The sequence below is a fragment of the Agromyces sp. NPDC057865 genome, from assembly GCF_042796995.1.
GTDB lineage: Bacteria > Actinomycetota > Actinomycetes > Actinomycetales > Microbacteriaceae > Agromyces.
Window position 1 is genome coordinate 300,797 of the sequence record NZ_JBHVMJ010000002.1, and the last position, 15,154, is coordinate 315,950.

Below are 15,154 nucleotides of genomic sequence, written 5' to 3' on the forward strand. Positions count from 1 at the left end.
GGGAGGTCCTGCACGGCAGCATCCGTGCAGGACCTCGGATCGGGGCCGGGAGTGCTCAGCGCGGCTCCTGGATCCTCACCATGTTGCCCGCCGGGTCGCGGAACGCGCAGTCGCGCACGCCGTAGGGCTGGTCGATCGGCTCCTGGGCGACCTCGGCGCCGCTGGCCTGCACCTGCTCGAACGTCCCGTCGACGTCGGTCGTCGCGAGCACGATGCTCGCGTAGGTGCCCTTCGCCATCATCTCGGCGATGGTCCGGCCCTCGTCCTCGGTGACGCCGGGGTCGGCGGTCGGCGGATAGAGCACGACCGACGTGCCGGGCTGGCCGGACGGGCCGACGGTGATCCACCGCATCCCCTCGTACCCGACGTCGTTGCGCACCTCGAACCCGAGGACGTCGCGATAGAAGCCGAGCGACGCCTCGGGATCCGTGTGCGGAAGGAACGTGTACTGAATCGTGATGTCCATGTGCGCCACGCTACTGCTGCCCTCCTGCGGCTGCTTCTCGATTCCTGACCGGTCGCGCCACCCGCTTCGCCAGCACCGACGGCACCCCCGCCATCACGGACGACACGCCCTCGACCGGGGTTCGCGCCTCGCGCTGGTACACGCTCGGCGGCACGCCCACCAGCTCGGTGAACCGCGTGCTGAACGTGCCGAGCGACGAGCAGCCGACCTCGAAGCACACCTCGGTGACGCTGAGGTCGCCGCGCTGGAGCAGGGCCATCGCGCGCTCGATCCGCCTGGTCATCAGGTAGCTGTACGGCGACTCGCCGTAGGCGCGCTTGAACTCCCGGCTCAGGTGCCCGGACGACATGTTCACGCCGCGTGCCAGCGCGTCGACGTCGAGGGGCTTGGCGTACTCGCGATCCATCCGATCGCGGACGCGTCGCAGCAGGGCCAGGTCGCGAAGGCGCTGCTCGTCGGCGGGGCTGCTGTCCACTCCTCGATCGTGCCACGCGCCGCCGACGATGCCCACCCGCCGAGGACGAGATGGCGGCGACTGCGCCGGACCGCGTCGATAGGCTCCGGAGGTGCGCATACGACCCGAGCAACCCGGCGACGAGGACGCGATCCACGAGCTCACGCTCGCCGCGTTCGAGCCCATGCCGTTCAGCGACGGGACGGAGGCGCCGATCGTCCGCTCCCTGCGCGGGGACGGCGACCTCACGATCTCGCTCGTGGCGGAGGAGGACGGCGTGATCATCGGGCACGTCGCCTTCTCGCCCGTCTCGATCGACGGGGCATCCGACGGCTGGTTCGGTCTCGGACCGGTCTCGGTCGCGCCCGATCGGCAGCGCCGCGGGATCGGCAGCGCCTTGATCGGCATCGGGCTGCAGCAGCTCCGCGATGAGGGCGCATTGGGCTGCGCCCTCATCGGGAACCCGGCCGTCTACCGCGGCATGGGGTTCGAGAGCGACGGCCTGCTGACCTATCGGTCGCTCGACGTCGCGTTCGTGCAGCGGATCGTCTTCCGCGGTCCGGCTCCACGAGGCAGACTGCGGTTCGCGGCCGCGTTCGAATCGGCGGGCGACGAGACCAACTGATCGGGGCCGTCGCGGGTTACCTTGGACCTGTCCCGCTCGCGTGAACGTCGTCCGGGACGGGATGCGAGGTGGCGATGACCGACGACGCGAAGTCCGACGACGCGAAGCCCGGCGATCCGAAGCCCGACCCGGATGCCGCGGGGCCGTCCCGACGCGACTTCCTGCGCCTGGGCGGGGCCGCCGCCACCGGTGCCGTGGTCGGCGGTGCGGCCGGGTACGCCGCCGCCACCGCTGCGGCCGGCGGATTCAGCGGGGGTCCGACGTCGTCGGACTCCATCGGGGCGTCGTCGACCGCCGCACCGCCGGCGTCACTCCCCCCGCGCGCCGCCGGCGCCGGGTTCGACCACCTCGTCGTCGTCATGTTCGAGAACCGGTCGTTCGACAACCTCTTCGGCTACCTCTACGCCGCCGGAGAGGTGCCGGCCGGGCAGCAATTCGCGGGACTCAACGAGGGCGAGTACAGCAATCCCGACCATGACGGGAAGCAGGTGGCGGCGCATCCGTTCGACGGCTCGACCGACGAGATCATGTCGAGCCCGCGCCCCGACCCCGGCGAGGACTACCCGCACGTCAACACGCAGCTGTTCGGCACGGTCCATCCGGCCGGCAACGCCCGCCAGCCGGTGGCGAAGATGAAGAAGCCGTACAACGCGCCCTCCGACAGCGCCACCCCGACGATGGACGGTTTCGTCAAGGACTACGCCAACAACTTCCAGACCGAGCACGGCCGCGCGCCCAGGCCCGACGAGCTCGCCGCCGCGATGGGCGCCTTCGGGCCGGAGATGCTCCCGGTGTTCTCGGCGCTCGCGCAGGGATTCGGGGTGTTCGACCACTGGCACTGCGGGGTTCCGGGGCCGACGTTCTGCAACCGATCGTTCTTCCATGCGTCGACGTCGCACGGCTTCGTCACGAACCACGACAACGGTGGATACAAGAAGTGGCACAGCAACAAGGTCGCGTCGCCGACGATCTTCAACCGCCTCGAGGACGCCGGCATCCCGTGGGCCGTGTACTACGACGACTCGCAGCACGTGTCGATGACCGGGCTCATCCACAAGCCGGTGCTCGAGCAGTACTGGAAGACCCGGTTCTTCCCGATGAGCACGTTCTACCAGGCCTGCGCCGACGGGACCCTCCCGGCCTACGCGTTCGTGGAGCCGCGCATGGTGTACGACCACAACGACATGCACCCGCCCGTGGGGACGGTCGACCAGACCGACGTCGACGGGGCGGAGGTGACCGGCGGCGCGATCTCCGATGTGCGCGCGGGCGAGGCGCTGCTGCACCGGGTGTACACGTCGGTCCGCGACGGCGGCAGCGCCGACGGCTCGAACGCGATCAACACGATGCTGCTCGTCACGTTCGACGAGCACGGCGGCACCTACGACCACGTGGCGCCGCCCTCGGCGACACCGCCCGACGACTCGGGACCCGGCGAGATGGACTTCACCTTCGACCGGCTCGGACTCCGCGTCCCCGTGATCGCGATCTCGGCCTACGTGCCAGCCGGAAGCGTGATCAACTCACCGGCCCACCACGGCACCGTCATCAGCACGCTGGCGAAGAAGTACCAGCTGAAGTCGCTGACCGCACGAGACGCGGATGCCCCGACGCTCGACGACGCGCTCACGGCCACCGAGCCGCGCCAGCCGAGCACGTGGCCGCACACGCTGTCCCAGTACACGCCGCGGAACCCCGAATCGGATCCGGTACCGCCCGGCGACGACGACCGTCCACTGAGTCCGCCCGGACGGGGCCTGATGGGGCTGCTCGGCGCCCACGCCGGCACCAGCGATCCCCTGCCCACGACGTTCCGCCAGGCGCACGACTTCATCGAGCAGCACGGCAAGGGCCTGTTCGGCCCCGACGGCGGCTGACCACGCGGCATCCGGGCGCCGACGTGCGCCGATGGCCGCGGATGGATGCCGATCGCGGCGCTCCGATACTCCCCCGTCACGCGACGACACGGGAGGACGCGCGCACACACATCCGACGCTCAGGCGTCGTCGAGGCATAGCCTGACGCTTGCAACGCCCCTCAGTCGTCGCCTCAGAAAGGACATCCCATGTCGACGCCGCAGTCCAGTACGGTCTTCGCCGCCTTCTCGCTCGACTCAGCGAACCTGTCGAAGTCCGCCATCAACACCGTCCGCGCGACCCTCGGCATCAGCGGGGTCATCGCGCTCATCGTGGGCATCCTCATCACGTTCTGGCCGAAGAACTCGGCGCTCGTGCTCACGATCATCCTGGCCATCTACTTCATCATCGCCGGACTCGCCTATCTGGGCCTCGGCATCTTCTCCAAGGGCATCTCGGGCGGCGCCAGGACGCTCGATATCATCCTCGGCCTGCTGTTCCTCATCGGTGGCGTCATCGCCCTGTTCAACGTCCAGACGGCAGCGGCCGCCCTGGCCGTGTTCCTCGGCATCCTGATCGGAATCCTGTGGATCGTGGAGGGCATCGTGGCGCTCGTGCAGTCGGGCGACTCGCCGTCGCGCGGCTGGACGATCTTCTTCGGCATCCTGAGCGTCGTGGCCGGCATCATCGTGCTGTTCTCGCCGCTCTGGGGCGCCGTGGTGCTGTTCGTCATCGCGGGCATCGCGCTGATCGTGCTCGGCATCATCCAGATCGTGCGCGCGTTCACGTTCGGTCGTGGCGCGGGCGGAGCGGCCGCGACCGCGTAGCCTCGCGGCATCCGACGACGAACGCCGGTCCGGAGCGCATGAGCGCTCCGCGACCGGCCTTCATCGTGCGGCGGGACTCAGCTCTCGGGCGCGAAGCCCGAGGTGTCGCCGACCAGGCGGGTGTTGTCGGCCGGGATCGGTTCGGCGACCGCAGCCGCGACCTCGGCGGCGAACTCCGACACGTTGTAGAGGCGGCCCGCGTCCTCGCGGCGCGCGGCGATCGCTCCGGGGTTGGCGCGCTCGAGCAGCGTGGCGGTGATCGTGCCCTCGATCATGTCGCCCGACACGACGACGAACTCGACGCCGGATGCCGCGAACTCGGGCAGCTTCGCCCGCAGCGCGTCCTCGCCGGCGCGCTTCGACAGCGCGACGGGCTCATACTCGGGCATGGTCGGGGTGGTGCGGATGAAGTGCGCCTGGTGGCTGGTGACGAAGACGATGCGCGCGCCCTCGGCGAGGTGCGGCAGCGCACCCTCGACGACGTTGACCTGCGCGTCGCGGTTGAGGCGCATCGCGTAGTCCTCGCCCATGCCCGACTCCATGCCGCCGGAGGCGTTCAGCACGAGGATGTCGATGGGGCCGAGCTCCGCGACGGTGCGCTCGAACATCTCGGCCACGGAGGCGGGGTCGGTGAGGTCGGCACCCACGGCGATCGCCTTCCCGCCCGCCTCGGTGATCTCGGCGGCGACCTTCTCGGCACGCGGGGCCTTGCTGCGGTAGTTGACGACCACGGCGGCGCCCGCGGCCGCGAGGTACCGGGCGGTGTCGGCGCCGATGCCGCGCGAGGAGCCCGTGACGAGGGCGACACGACCGTCGAGCGATCCGGGGGCGAGTGGGTTGGTCACGGCGAGGACTCCTCGTGGCTTCTGGGACGGACCGACAGGTCCTGGCGATGCGCCGAACCGAGACTATCAACTCACCCGCCACGGCATCCGCCCTGCTAGTTTCGAAGCGGGGAACGCGTGCGAAGGAGACCATGACTTGGATGTGCTGACCCAATACGCGTGGATCGTCTGGCTCGTCCTGATCCTCGTGTTCGCGACCATCGAGGTCTTCACGCTCGAGATGACGTTCCTGATGCTCGCACTGGGCAGCGTCGCGGGCCTGCTCTCCGGCCTGTTCGGCATCCCGTGGTGGGCGCAGTTCATCATCGCCGCGGTCGTCGCGGTGGCGCTCATCCTCACGCTGCGACCGCCGCTGCTTCGGCTGCTGCGCCGCGGTGGTGACCCGACCCGAAGCAACATCGATGCGCTCATCGGGGCCGACGGCTCGGTCGTCCGCACCGTCACGCCGTCGGGCGGCCAGGTTCGTCTCCAGAATGGAGAGATCTGGACGGCCCGCCTCTCCCCCATCACCGAGCAGCTGGATGTCGCGGTCGGCCAGCGCGTGCTCGTCACCGGCATCGATGGCGCGACCGCCGTCGTCGTGCCCGTTGAGAGGAGCACTCCCCAGTGATCGAAGTCTCCACCATCATCGGCGTGGTTGTCGTCGCGGCCATCGCCATCTTCGTGATCGTCGTCCTCGCGCGATCGATCCGCATCATCCCGCAGGCCTACGCCGGGGTCGTCGAGCGACTCGGCCGCTATCACAAGACGCTCACGCCCGGACTGAACCTGCTGGTGCCGTTCATCGACCGGCTCCGCCCGCTCGTCGACCTGCGCGAGACGGTGGTGTCGTTCCCGCCGCAGCCGGTGATCACCGAGGACAACCTCGTCGTCTCGATCGACACCGTGGTCTACTTCCAGGTCACCGACGCTCGGGCGGCCACGTACGAGATCGCGAACTACCTGGGTGCGGTGGAGCAGCTGACGACCACGACGCTGCGCAACGTCGTCGGCGGGCTCAACCTCGAGGAGGCGCTCACCTCCCGCGACAACATCAACGGCCAGCTGCGGATCGTGCTCGACGAGGCCACCGGCAAGTGGGGCATCCGCGTCTCCCGGGTCGAGCTCAAGGCGATCGACCCGCCCCTGAGCATCCAGGACTCCATGGAGAAGCAGATGCGCGCCGAGCGAGATCGCCGCGCGCTCATCCTCACCGCGGAGGGCACGAAGCAGTCGCAGATCCTCACCGCGGAGGGCCAGCGGCAGGCGGCGATCCTCCAGGCCGAGGGCGACGCGAAGGCCGCGGTCCTGCGCGCGCAGGGCGAGGCCGAGGCGATCCTCACGGTGTTCGACGCCATCCACAAGGGCGACCCCGACCCGAAGCTGCTCGGCTACCAGTACCTGCAGATGCTGCCGCAGCTCGCCGAGGGCGCCTCGAACAAGCTCTGGATCATCCCGAGCGAGCTCACCGAGGCCCTGAAGGGCATCGGCAAGGCGTTCACGCCCCCGCAGGGTGCTCCGACGGGTACCGCGGCGACCGTGACCCCGTCGACGGATGCCGCGCCGACGCGGCCCCCGGCTGCGCCGGCACCCGACCAGCCCTGAGCCGCGTGGCCTCGACCTACCTCGAACCGCCCACACCGCGCGTGCTCGCGCACCGCGGACTCGCGCTCGAGGCGCCCGAGAACACGATACTCGCGTTCTCGAAGGCGGTCGGGATCGGGGCGGCGTACCTCGAGACCGACGTGCACGTGTCGCATGACCACGTCGCCGTCGTCTCGCACGATCCGAGCCTGCGGCGGGTGGCCGGGCACGACCTCCGGGTGTCCGACCTCACGATGGACGAGCTCCGCCGGATCGACCTCGGGCACGGTCAGGGCTACTGCACGCTCGAGGAGGCGCTCGACGCCTTCCCGCAGACGCGGTTCAACATCGACGTCAAGGTGGAGGGCGCACTCGCGCCGACCGTCGCTGCGCTCCGTCGCACGGGGGCGGCGTCCCGCGTGCTGCTCACGAGCTTCACCGACGGACGGCGCCGCCGTGCCGCGGGCCTCGTCGTCGACGCGGTGAGCTCCCCCGGCCGGGCCGGCGTCATCCGGTCGCTCATCGCCGGCCCGTTCGGCCCGGCGGCGCTCCGGTGGGCGGTGCGGGGAGCGGTGGCGCTGCAGGTGCCCGAGCGCATCGGGCCGCTGCCGGTCGTGACGCGCCCGTTCGTGGAGCGTGCGCACCGCGCCGGCCTCGAGGTGCACGTGTGGACGGTGAACCACCCGTCGAGCATGACCCGGCTGCTCGACCTCGGGGTGGACGGGCTCGTGACCGACCGCGCCGACCTCGCGCTGCCCCTCGTCGAGGCGCGTACCTGAGAATTCCCCGGCAATCCCCCAGTCGGTGGCAAGGGAATGCCCAGCTTGATCGTTTATACCTGTAGACGATCGAGAGGAGTACGCCATGGCGGACCGGAGCCTTCGGGGCATGCGTATCGGTGCCCAGAGCCTGCAGAGTGAGGACGGCGTGGTCTTCGCCGACCGTGCCGACTACACGTACCGATGCGAGACGTGCGGTCGCGAGACCGTGATGACGTTCTCCACCGAGGCGGAGCTCCCCGAGAGCTGGGAGTGCCGCTACTGCGGCGCCGCTGCGACTCTCCTCGTCGACTCGAAGCCGGTCGAGATCGACCGCTCCGGCGAGAAGGTCGCCCGTACCCACTGGGACATGCTGCTCGAGCGCCGCACCCGCGCCGAGCTCGAGGAGCTCCTCGAGGAGCGCCTCGCTTACCTGCGCGCCCGTCGCGGCCAGCAGAAGATCGGCGCCTAGCCCTCGCCGTCCGCTTCATCGACGACGTCGCGGCGTGAACGCCGCCGTGCGATGACGCCCGCGGCGATCAGGCCGCCGAGCGATCCCGCGACGATGAGGAGCGGCACCGTGCCGCCGAGCACGACCGACGGCGTGAGGCCCTCGCGCAACTCGACGTCGGTGACCATCGCGCCCGGCTCGTAGGCCGGCAGCGCGTCGATCGTGCGACCCGTCGGGTCGATGACCTGGCTGGTGCCCACCGTGGAGATGTTCACGACCGACCGGCCGGTCTCGATGGCGCGCAGGCGCGCGATCGCGAGCTGCTGCTCGTTCTCGTCCGTCCCGTTGAAGTCGGCGTTGTTCGTCTGGAACATGTACAGCTGGGCGCCGTCGCGTGCGCCCTCCCAGATGAGCTCGTCGTAGATCACGTCGAAGCAGATCGCGAGCCCGGTCACGGCCGTGCCGAGGTCGAAGACGGGCGCGTTCGTGCCCGGTGTGTAGCCGCGCTGGATCAGGCCGATGAGGTCGGGTGCGAGCGGTTCCCAGAACGCGCGATCGGGGATGTACTCGCCGAACGGCACCGGGTTGCGCTTGTCGTAGCTGTCCACGACGCCCTCCCCCGCCCGCCAGAGCAGCGACGTGTTGAAGAACTCGTCGTCGCGGGTCGTCACGGTGTTGAGGACGAGCGGCGCGTCGAGCTGCTCGCTGAGGTCGTCGAAGATGTCGGCGACGTCGGGGCTCCGCGTCGGGTCGATGTCCGACCCGCCCTCGGGCCAGAGCAGCACGTCGATGCCGGGCTCGTCGAGGATCGGCTCGGTCGCGTCGAGCTGGGCCTGCAGCACGTCGCCGGGGGCGCGCTCGTCGAAGTAGCCCGCCGGGCCGTTGCCCTGCACGCTCGCCACCCGGAGTTCCCCCGCGGCCGTCGTCGGCCAGGCCGGGACGAGCAGCGCGACGAGCGCGAGCGCCGCCACCGGCACCGCCGAGCGCAGGTCCTGCCAGCCGCGCAGTCGCACCCACTCGATGATCCCGGCGACGAGTGCGACCATGATGAACGAGAGGCCGGTCGACCCGACCCACGACACCACGTCGGCGAGCGGGCTCTCCGACTGGCTCTGCGCGGCCCGACCCCACGGGAACCCGCCGTAGGGCAGCGTGCCCGTCGCGGCCTCGCGGACGCACCACAGGCCCGCGACGAGGAGCGGGAGCCAGATGAGGCGCACCCAGCGCGACGAGCTCGCCCGCGGTACCCAGCGATACGCGAGCGTGATGAGCACGGCGCCGCCCGCGACGAAGAGCGACTCGAGGATCGAGAGCGCGAGCCACGGCACGGGTCCGAGGTACAGGGACGTCCACGAGACGAGTTGCAGGTAGAACGCGAGCCCGAATGCAAGGCCGACGAGCGCGGCCGACCATCCGCTGCGGCCGATCAGGCTGAGGAGGGCGAGGGCGATGCCGACGAAGGCGAGCGGCCAGATGCCGCCGCCCGGGAACCCGAGGTCGTACACGAGCCCCCCGGCGATCGCCGCGAGGAGTGCGACCCACAACGGCAGCAGCGGACGCGGGTCGTTCTCGGGCACCAGCTCAGCCTAGGCGACGATCCCGGGCGTTCACGCGACCGAGCCGTACGCCACGACGCCGCGTCGGACGGCGTCGATGGCCGCCCGCGCGGTCGCGCCGAGCTCCCCGTCCGCCACGATCGAGACCTGGTCGAGCAGGTCGACCACCTGCTTGGTCAGGCGCACGAAGTCGCCGGCCGCCAGCTCGGTGTCGTCGAGCACCGTGCCGAGGCCCGCGCCGCCCGCCCAGGCGTGCATCGCCAGCGCCAGCGCGGGCGACGGCTGGTCGCTTCCCGTGAGCCGGTGATCGCGTTCGAGGTCGTCGAGGCGGCTCCACACGTCGGTGGTCGCCTCGAACGCCGCCCGGAAGCGGCCGCGCGGCAGCCGGTAGTCGACGCCCCGGTCGTCCCGACGCGGCTCGTACACCAGCGCCGCGGCCATCGCGGCGATCGACGGCACGTCGAGGCCGTCCCACAGCCCCTGCCGCAGGCACTCGGCGACGAGCAGGTCGCGTTCGCCGTAGATGCGCTTCAGGATGCGTCCGGCCGACGTGGAGACGAGCGAACCCGTCGCGTCGCGCTCGAGGTAGCCGAGCTGCTCGAGCACCTCGGTGACGCGATCGAACCGCTTCGCGACCTGGCCCGTGCGGGTGCGGATCTGCCGCGAGAGCTGGTCGTGCTCCTGCTTGAGGCGCCACCACCGCTCCGCCCAGCGCGCATGCTGCTCGCGCTCCGCGCAGCCGTGGCACGGATGCGCCCGCAGCTGCTTGCGCGTCTCGACGAGCTCCCGCTGCATCCGCTCGCGCTGCGCGTGCGTGGGGTTGCCCTTCGACGACTGGCGCTCGAGCTCGCCGATGCGGCGCCGGATGGCGGCGTACTCCGCGAAGTCGCCGAGGTGGCACCGCATGGCCTCCTCATAGCCCGACATCGACTCCTCCTGCTTGCGCAGGGTGCGGGCGAGGTCGACGACCGCGCGGTCGGCCTGGAACTGCGCGAACGACAGCTCGAGGATCTGGCGCGTGCGCTCGCGTCCGAACTGGTCGATGAGGTTGACGGCCATGTTGTAGGTCGGCTTGAAGCTCGAGTTCAGCGGGTAGCTGCGACGCGACGCGAGCGCGGCGACGGCCTCGGGGTCGAGTCCGTCGGCCCACTGGATCACCGAGTGGCCCTCCACGTCGATGCCGCGTCGTCCGGCGCGGCCCGTGAGCTGGGTGTACTCCCCCGGCGTGATCGGCACGCGCGCCTCGCCGTTGAACTTCTCGAGCTTCTCGAGCACGACCGATCGCGCCGGCATGTTCACCCCGAGGGCGAGCGTCTCGGTTGCGAAGACGACCTTCAGCAGCTTCAGCTGGAACAGCTCTTCGACGATCTCCTTGAAGGCGGGCAGCATCCCCGCGTGGTGCGCCGCGACACCGCGCTGGAGTCCCTCGATCCAGTCCCAGTAGCCGAGCACGGCGAGGTCCTCGTCGCGCAGCATCCGGGCCCGCTCCTCGACGATGGCGCGGATCTCGTCGCGCTCCTCGGCGTCGGTGAGGCGGATGCCGGAGCGGAGGACCTGGCGCACGGCCTGGTCGCAGCCCGCGCGCGAGAAGATGAACACGATCGCCGGGAGCAGGTGCTTGCCGTGCAGCAGCTCGACGACGTCGGGCCGCTCGATCCGGCCGCTCGGCTGGCCCTGCTGGTGGAAGCGGCCGCGGTCGCTCCCGCGTCGTCCTCTGGCGGACCGGGACGAGATCGACCGCCCGCCCGTGCGAGCCAGGCGCTGCAGCTCGGGATTCACCCGGTTCGTCGCGGCGAGCCCCGATGAGTCGAACAGGTCGAGGAGCTTGCCCTTCACGAGCACGTGCTGCTCGAGCGGCACCGGCCGCTCCTCGGAGACGATCACGTCGGTGTCGCCGCGCACGGCCTGGAGCCAGTCGCCGAACTCCTCGGCGTTCGACACGGTCGCCGAGAGCGAGACGAGCCGCACCTCCTCGGGGAGGTGGATGATGACCTCCTCCCACACCGCGCCGCGGAACCGGTCGGCGAGGTAGTGCACCTCGTCCATGACGACGTACGCGAGTCGGTCGAGGAGCGGCGAGTCGGCGTACAGCATGTTCCGCAGCACCTCGGTGGTCATGACCACGATGCGCGCACCGGAGTTCACGTTCGTGTCGCCCGTGAGCAGGCCCACCTGGTCGGCGCCCCACTCGTCGGCGAGCTCCTGGAACTTCTGGTTGCTGAGCGCCTTGATCGGGGTCGTGTAGAAGACCTTCGCCTTCTCCTCCTGCATGGCGAGGAACACCGAGAACTCGGCGACCACGGTCTTGCCGGCGCCCGTGGGCGCGGCGACGAGCACGCTGCGCCCCTCGTCGAGCGCGGCGCATCCGGCCTGCTGGAAGGGGTCGAGGTCGAACTTCAGTCGCGAGGCGAAGTCGGCGAGTCGGGGCTTGCGGCGCTGCTCGCGCGAGATCGCGTACCGCTCGGCCGGGGAAAGGGTCTCCACCCCTCCAGCCTAGACAGCGGCTTCGAACTCCACGCGGTTGCGCCGCTCGACACGGCGGTCGTGCAGGTTCGCGATGAACCACGCGCCGAAGTACAGGGCGATCATCGGGATCGCGAGCATGAACATCGAGACGATGTCGGCCGACGGCGTGGCGATGGCCGTGAAGAGCACGATCACGAGGATCGCGACGCGCCACGACTTGATGATCGCCTTGGCGCTGATGATGCCGGCGAAGTTCAGCAGGACGATGAACACGGGCACGACGAACGCGATGCCGATCGCGACGACCAGCTTCGTGACGAAGTCGATGTACTCCTTCGCCGTGAGCAGCGATTCGGCACCCTCGGGCACGAAGCTCGTCATGAGCTTCACGATGTTCGGCAGCACGAGCCATCCGGCCGCGCAGCCCGCGAAGAACAGCGGGATCGCGGTCGCGAAGAACGCGAGCGTGAACTTGCGCTCACGCTTGTTGAGGCCGGGAACGAGGAACGCGAAGATCTGGTAGAGCCAGACCGGAGCCGAGATCACGATGCCGAGCGTGAACGCGATCTGCAGGCGCAGGTCGAAGGCGCTCGAGATCGTCGGGAAGATGATCGCCGTGTCGCTGCCCTGCGCCTCGGCGACGCGCTCGACCGGCTCCTGGATGGCTTCCCAAACGAAGGCGTCGGTCAGCCACCATCCCAGCGCCATGCCGACGACGATGGCGATGGCCGAGATGAAGAGGCGCTTGCGCAGCTCGATGAGGTGCGCGCCGAGCGACATCCGCTTCTCGCGGTTCTTCTCCCCGCGATCCTTCACCGCGGACATCGGGGTCAGCGGCTCTTGCCGGTATCGGCCTCGTCGGTCTTGGCCTGGCCCCCGGCGACCTCGGTCGTGGCGGCGGTCGTCGCCGTCGTGCCCGACGTGGTGCCGTCGGACGCGGTCGCGTCAGTCGCCGCGTCGTCCTTCTCGGGACGGACCTCGCTCTTGAGGATCTTCATCGACTGCCCGAGGCTGCGGGCGAGTGCGGGAAGCTTCGGGGCGCCGAAGAGCAGCAGGATGACCACGAGGATGATCAGCGCGTGCCAACCAGTGAAGCCTTGCCACATAGGTGTTCGTCCGTTCTCGGGGGGATCGTGCGGCCAGTCTACCTGCCGAATCCCGCAGGCGAGACAATCGCGGGCCGGGCGGCCCACCGGCCGTGAGCGGCGTGTCGCGAGCCGCAGGTCAGCGAGGGGCGGCGGATGCCTCGCGGTCGCCGTAGCCCGCGAGCCCGGCGGCGGCCCACTCGGCGACGGCCGCGCGCGCCTCGACCGGGGCGACGACCGTGACGAGGCCGGGCAGGCCGGCCACGAGCCGCTTCAGTCCGTGGACGTGCGCGAGGCGCAGCGTCACGCGCAGGCGACCGTCGACCTCGCGGGTCCTCGAGTCGGCGAGGTAGTCGGCGAGCAGCGGCAGCGCCGAGGGATCCACGTCGACGACGACGTCGAGGTCGGACTCCGAGCCCTGGAACAGGGTGTCGGGCACCGTGCGACCCGAATGGTCGCCGATCGGCTCGTCGGTGAGCACGAGGTCGCTCATGCGGTCGACGCGGAAGTTCCGCACGTCCTCGCGGGTATGGCAGAACGCCTGCAGGTACCAGTCCGCGTCCTGCGAGATGATCCGCAGCGGATCCGCACGGCGCCGGCCGCTCTCGCCCCGGGCATTCAGGTAGTCGAACTCGAGCTGGCGTCCCTCGGCCACGGCCTCGCGGATGAGGGCGAGCGACGCGTCGGCCTCGGTCTCGGCGACGGCGAGCCGGCTCGGCGCCGCCGACGCGCCCGCGGTCAGCTTGGCCATGAGCGACGCGAGCGACGCGCTCCCGGCGTTCTCGGGCGACGCCGAGAGGTACTGGAGCCCGGCGATGAGCGCGGCCGCCTCGCGCGCCGAGAGCCGCGGCGCGTCGTCGATCGCCACGTGGTGCACGACGATGATGACGTCGTCGTCCTCGAAGGAGTCCCAGTCGATGTCGAAGAGGTCGTTCGGCTGGTACGTGCCGGTCTCACCCGGCAGCCCGGAGGTCGCGATGAGCCGCACGGCGTCGCGGATCTCCTCCTCGGTCATCCCGAAGTGCTGCGCCGCCTCGGACACGTCGACGACCCGCTGCTCGAGCAGGTACGGCACGAACGAGAGCAGGAAGACGAGCTTGTCGGGCGCCTTGAGCGGCTTCTGGCGCTTCGCCATCACGCGACTCCCCCGTTCCGGTGCGCGGCCACGACCGCCTCGAGCCGGGTGCGCACGGCCTCGCGCAGCGACGCCGGGCCGATGACGCGGACCTCGGGACCGTAGGCGGCGAGCTCATCGGCGAACACCGCGGCATCCGTGTAGTGCAGCCGGATGACCCCGGCGTCCTCGTCGCGGAGCACGGCGCGCTTGCCGAGGCGCACCTCGGCGTCGCTGCCCGCGGTCACCGCGAGGTCGGCGGCGTTCTGCAGCCGGAGCTCGTCGAGCTCGGCGAGGATGCGGTCCTGGATGCCGGGCGGCGGTGCGTCGAACGTGAGCCCCGCCACCGGCTGGACGGCGCCGACGATGCGCGAGAGCAGGAAGGTGCGCGGGCCCTGCGCGTCGCGATCGAAGGCGTGCAAGTGCCAGCGCCCCTCGTGCAGGACGACCGCGAGCGGATTCACCGTGCGCTCTCGGGGCGCTGCCTCACCGGGCTTGAAGTAGCGGAAGCGCACGACCTGGCGGCGGTCGAGGGCCTGCCGCAGCGGCTCGAACGCGGCATCCCGCACGCGCAGTCGCGGCGCGTAGCCGATCACGGGCTCGCGCGGCTCGATGCCGAGCGAGCGCAGCTTGGTGAGTGCGCGCTGCGAGTCGGCCGAGAGCGACGCCTCGCGCCACACCTCCGCGGCGAGGCCGAGCAGCGCGAGCTCGTCGGGCGTGAACCGCACCTCGTCGGGCAGGTCGTACTGGCCCTTCGGGATGCGATAGCGCAGCGCCTGGTTGTCGCCGGGCCGGTCGGGCGACTCCACCGTCTCGAGCGGGATGCCGAGCTCGCGGATGTCGTCCTTGTCCCGTTCGAACTGCCGCTCGAGGTTCGCGTTCTGGCCGGACTCGTCGTACCGCTCGGCGTAGCCGCGCACGGTCGAGAGGATCTCCGACTTCAGCAGGCCCGTCTCGGTCGCGAGCAGTGCCAGCACGAGGCTGAAGAGCCGATCTTCGACGGGGATGCGATGCTCGCCCGTTCGTCCTCCACCAGCCACACGAGCGATCATACTGAACCGCGGGCGGCGTCCGGCCGCCGCCGCCGG

16 protein-coding genes are annotated in these 15,154 nt (G+C 70.5%); 7 read left to right on the plus strand and 9 right to left on the minus strand.

Annotation, left to right across the window (positions count from 1 at the left end; translation table 11 throughout):
• Positions 1–55: 55 nt before the first annotated feature.
• Together ACFVN5_RS09045 and ACFVN5_RS09050 are read right to left on the minus strand one after the other, a co-directional pair.
• On the minus strand, positions 56–466 hold the full coding sequence (locus ACFVN5_RS09045; protein ID WP_376954687.1) for a VOC family protein: 411 nt from the start codon (positions 464–466) through the stop codon (positions 56–58).
• A gap of 10 nt (positions 467–476) precedes the next feature.
• Entirely contained in the window at positions 477–941 is a 465-nt protein-coding gene (locus tag ACFVN5_RS09050) for a helix-turn-helix transcriptional regulator (protein ID WP_376954688.1), read from the minus strand.
• 91 nt (positions 942–1,032) lie between these two features.
• Between ACFVN5_RS09050 and ACFVN5_RS09055 the strand changes: the two genes are divergently transcribed.
• The 3 genes from ACFVN5_RS09055 (at position 1,033) to ACFVN5_RS09065 (ending at position 4,228) form a co-directional block, all read left to right on the plus strand.
• Positions 1,033–1,545: a GNAT family N-acetyltransferase gene (locus tag ACFVN5_RS09055; protein WP_376954689.1), complete on the plus strand. Its 513-nt coding sequence runs from the start codon at positions 1,033–1,035 to the stop codon at positions 1,543–1,545.
• Between the two features lie 74 nt (positions 1,546–1,619).
• Positions 1,620–3,422, plus strand: coding sequence for an alkaline phosphatase family protein (locus ACFVN5_RS09060; RefSeq protein WP_376954690.1), 1,803 nt, complete (start codon positions 1,620–1,622; stop codon positions 3,420–3,422).
• Between the two features lie 188 nt (positions 3,423–3,610).
• Positions 3,611–4,228, plus strand: a complete 618-nt coding sequence (locus ACFVN5_RS09065; RefSeq protein ID WP_376954692.1) for an HdeD family acid-resistance protein — start codon at positions 3,611–3,613, stop codon at positions 4,226–4,228.
• A 77-nt stretch (positions 4,229–4,305) separates the two neighbouring features.
• Here the strand turns inward: ACFVN5_RS09065 and ACFVN5_RS09070 are convergent, their stop codons facing one another.
• Positions 4,306–5,073, minus strand: a complete 768-nt coding sequence (locus tag ACFVN5_RS09070) for an SDR family oxidoreductase (protein ID WP_376954693.1) — start codon at positions 5,071–5,073, stop codon at positions 4,306–4,308.
• Between the two features lie 142 nt (positions 5,074–5,215).
• Between ACFVN5_RS09070 and ACFVN5_RS09075 the strand changes: the two genes are divergently transcribed.
• The 4 genes from ACFVN5_RS09075 to ACFVN5_RS09090 all read left to right on the plus strand — a co-directional run bounded on the left by ACFVN5_RS09075 (position 5,216) and on the right by ACFVN5_RS09090 (position 7,866).
• Complete coding sequence (locus tag ACFVN5_RS09075) at positions 5,216–5,683, plus strand: NfeD family protein (protein WP_376955632.1); 468 nt, start codon at positions 5,216–5,218, stop codon at positions 5,681–5,683.
• Positions 5,680–6,657, plus strand: a complete 978-nt coding sequence (locus tag ACFVN5_RS09080) for an SPFH domain-containing protein (RefSeq protein ID WP_376954694.1) — start codon at positions 5,680–5,682, stop codon at positions 6,655–6,657. Before ACFVN5_RS09075 ends, ACFVN5_RS09080 begins: the two co-directional genes overlap by 4 nt.
• Positions 6,658–6,662: 5 nt before the next feature.
• A complete protein-coding gene (locus tag ACFVN5_RS09085; protein ID WP_376954695.1) occupies positions 6,663–7,415 on the plus strand; it encodes a glycerophosphodiester phosphodiesterase family protein in 753 nt (250 codons plus the stop codon).
• Between the two features lie 85 nt (positions 7,416–7,500).
• Positions 7,501–7,866 carry an RNA polymerase-binding protein RbpA gene (locus ACFVN5_RS09090; protein WP_376954697.1) on the plus strand — a complete coding sequence of 122 codons (366 nt, stop codon included), beginning with the start codon at positions 7,501–7,503 and terminating at the stop codon, positions 7,864–7,866.
• Here the strand turns inward: ACFVN5_RS09090 and lnt are convergent.
• From lnt to ACFVN5_RS09120, 6 genes are all read right to left on the minus strand, one after another.
• Positions 7,863–9,422: an apolipoprotein N-acyltransferase gene (gene lnt / locus ACFVN5_RS09095; protein WP_376954698.1), complete on the minus strand. Its 1,560-nt coding sequence runs from the start codon at positions 9,420–9,422 to the stop codon at positions 7,863–7,865. The genes ACFVN5_RS09090 and lnt overlap by 4 nt on opposite strands.
• 30 nt (positions 9,423–9,452) lie before the next feature.
• A complete protein-coding gene (locus ACFVN5_RS09100; RefSeq protein WP_376954700.1) occupies positions 9,453–11,885 on the minus strand; it encodes a DEAD/DEAH box helicase in 2,433 nt (810 codons plus the stop codon).
• Positions 11,886–11,894: 9 nt separating this feature from the next.
• Entirely contained in the window at positions 11,895–12,692 is a 798-nt protein-coding gene (gene tatC / locus ACFVN5_RS09105) for a twin-arginine translocase subunit TatC (protein ID WP_376954701.1), read from the minus strand.
• Positions 12,693–12,697: 5 nt separating this feature from the next.
• Positions 12,698–12,973: a Sec-independent protein translocase subunit TatA gene (gene tatA, locus ACFVN5_RS09110; RefSeq protein ID WP_376954703.1), complete on the minus strand. Its 276-nt coding sequence runs from the start codon at positions 12,971–12,973 to the stop codon at positions 12,698–12,700.
• 118 nt (positions 12,974–13,091) lie between these two features.
• On the minus strand, positions 13,092–14,087 hold the full coding sequence (locus ACFVN5_RS09115; RefSeq protein WP_376954704.1) for a helix-turn-helix transcriptional regulator: 996 nt from the start codon (positions 14,085–14,087) through the stop codon (positions 13,092–13,094).
• Complete coding sequence (locus ACFVN5_RS09120) at positions 14,087–15,106, minus strand: helix-turn-helix transcriptional regulator (RefSeq protein ID WP_376954705.1); 1,020 nt, start codon at positions 15,104–15,106, stop codon at positions 14,087–14,089. The genes ACFVN5_RS09115 and ACFVN5_RS09120 overlap by 1 nt, the downstream gene beginning before the upstream one ends.
• Positions 15,107–15,154: the final 48 nt, after the last annotated feature.

What these genes read in the sequence shown, in the direction of transcription:
- tatC (WP_376954701.1), bottom strand. Translation starts at nt 12,692, where the DNA reads ATGTCCGCGGTGAAGGATCGCGGGGAGAAGAACCGCGAGAAGCGGATG.
- ACFVN5_RS09060 (WP_376954690.1), top strand. Translation starts at nt 1,620, where the DNA reads ATGACCGACGACGCGAAGTCCGACGACGCGAAGCCCGGCGATCCGAAG.
- ACFVN5_RS09045 (WP_376954687.1), bottom strand. Translation starts at nt 466, where the DNA reads ATGGACATCACGATTCAGTACACGTTCCTTCCGCACACGGATCCCGAG.
- ACFVN5_RS09090 (WP_376954697.1), top strand. Translation starts at nt 7,501, where the DNA reads ATGGCGGACCGGAGCCTTCGGGGCATGCGTATCGGTGCCCAGAGCCTG.
- tatA (WP_376954703.1), bottom strand. Translation starts at nt 12,973, where the DNA reads ATGTGGCAAGGCTTCACTGGTTGGCACGCGCTGATCATCCTCGTGGTC.
- ACFVN5_RS09115 (WP_376954704.1), bottom strand. Translation starts at nt 14,087, where the DNA reads ATGGCGAAGCGCCAGAAGCCGCTCAAGGCGCCCGACAAGCTCGTCTTC.
- ACFVN5_RS09065 (WP_376954692.1), top strand. Translation starts at nt 3,611, where the DNA reads ATGTCGACGCCGCAGTCCAGTACGGTCTTCGCCGCCTTCTCGCTCGAC.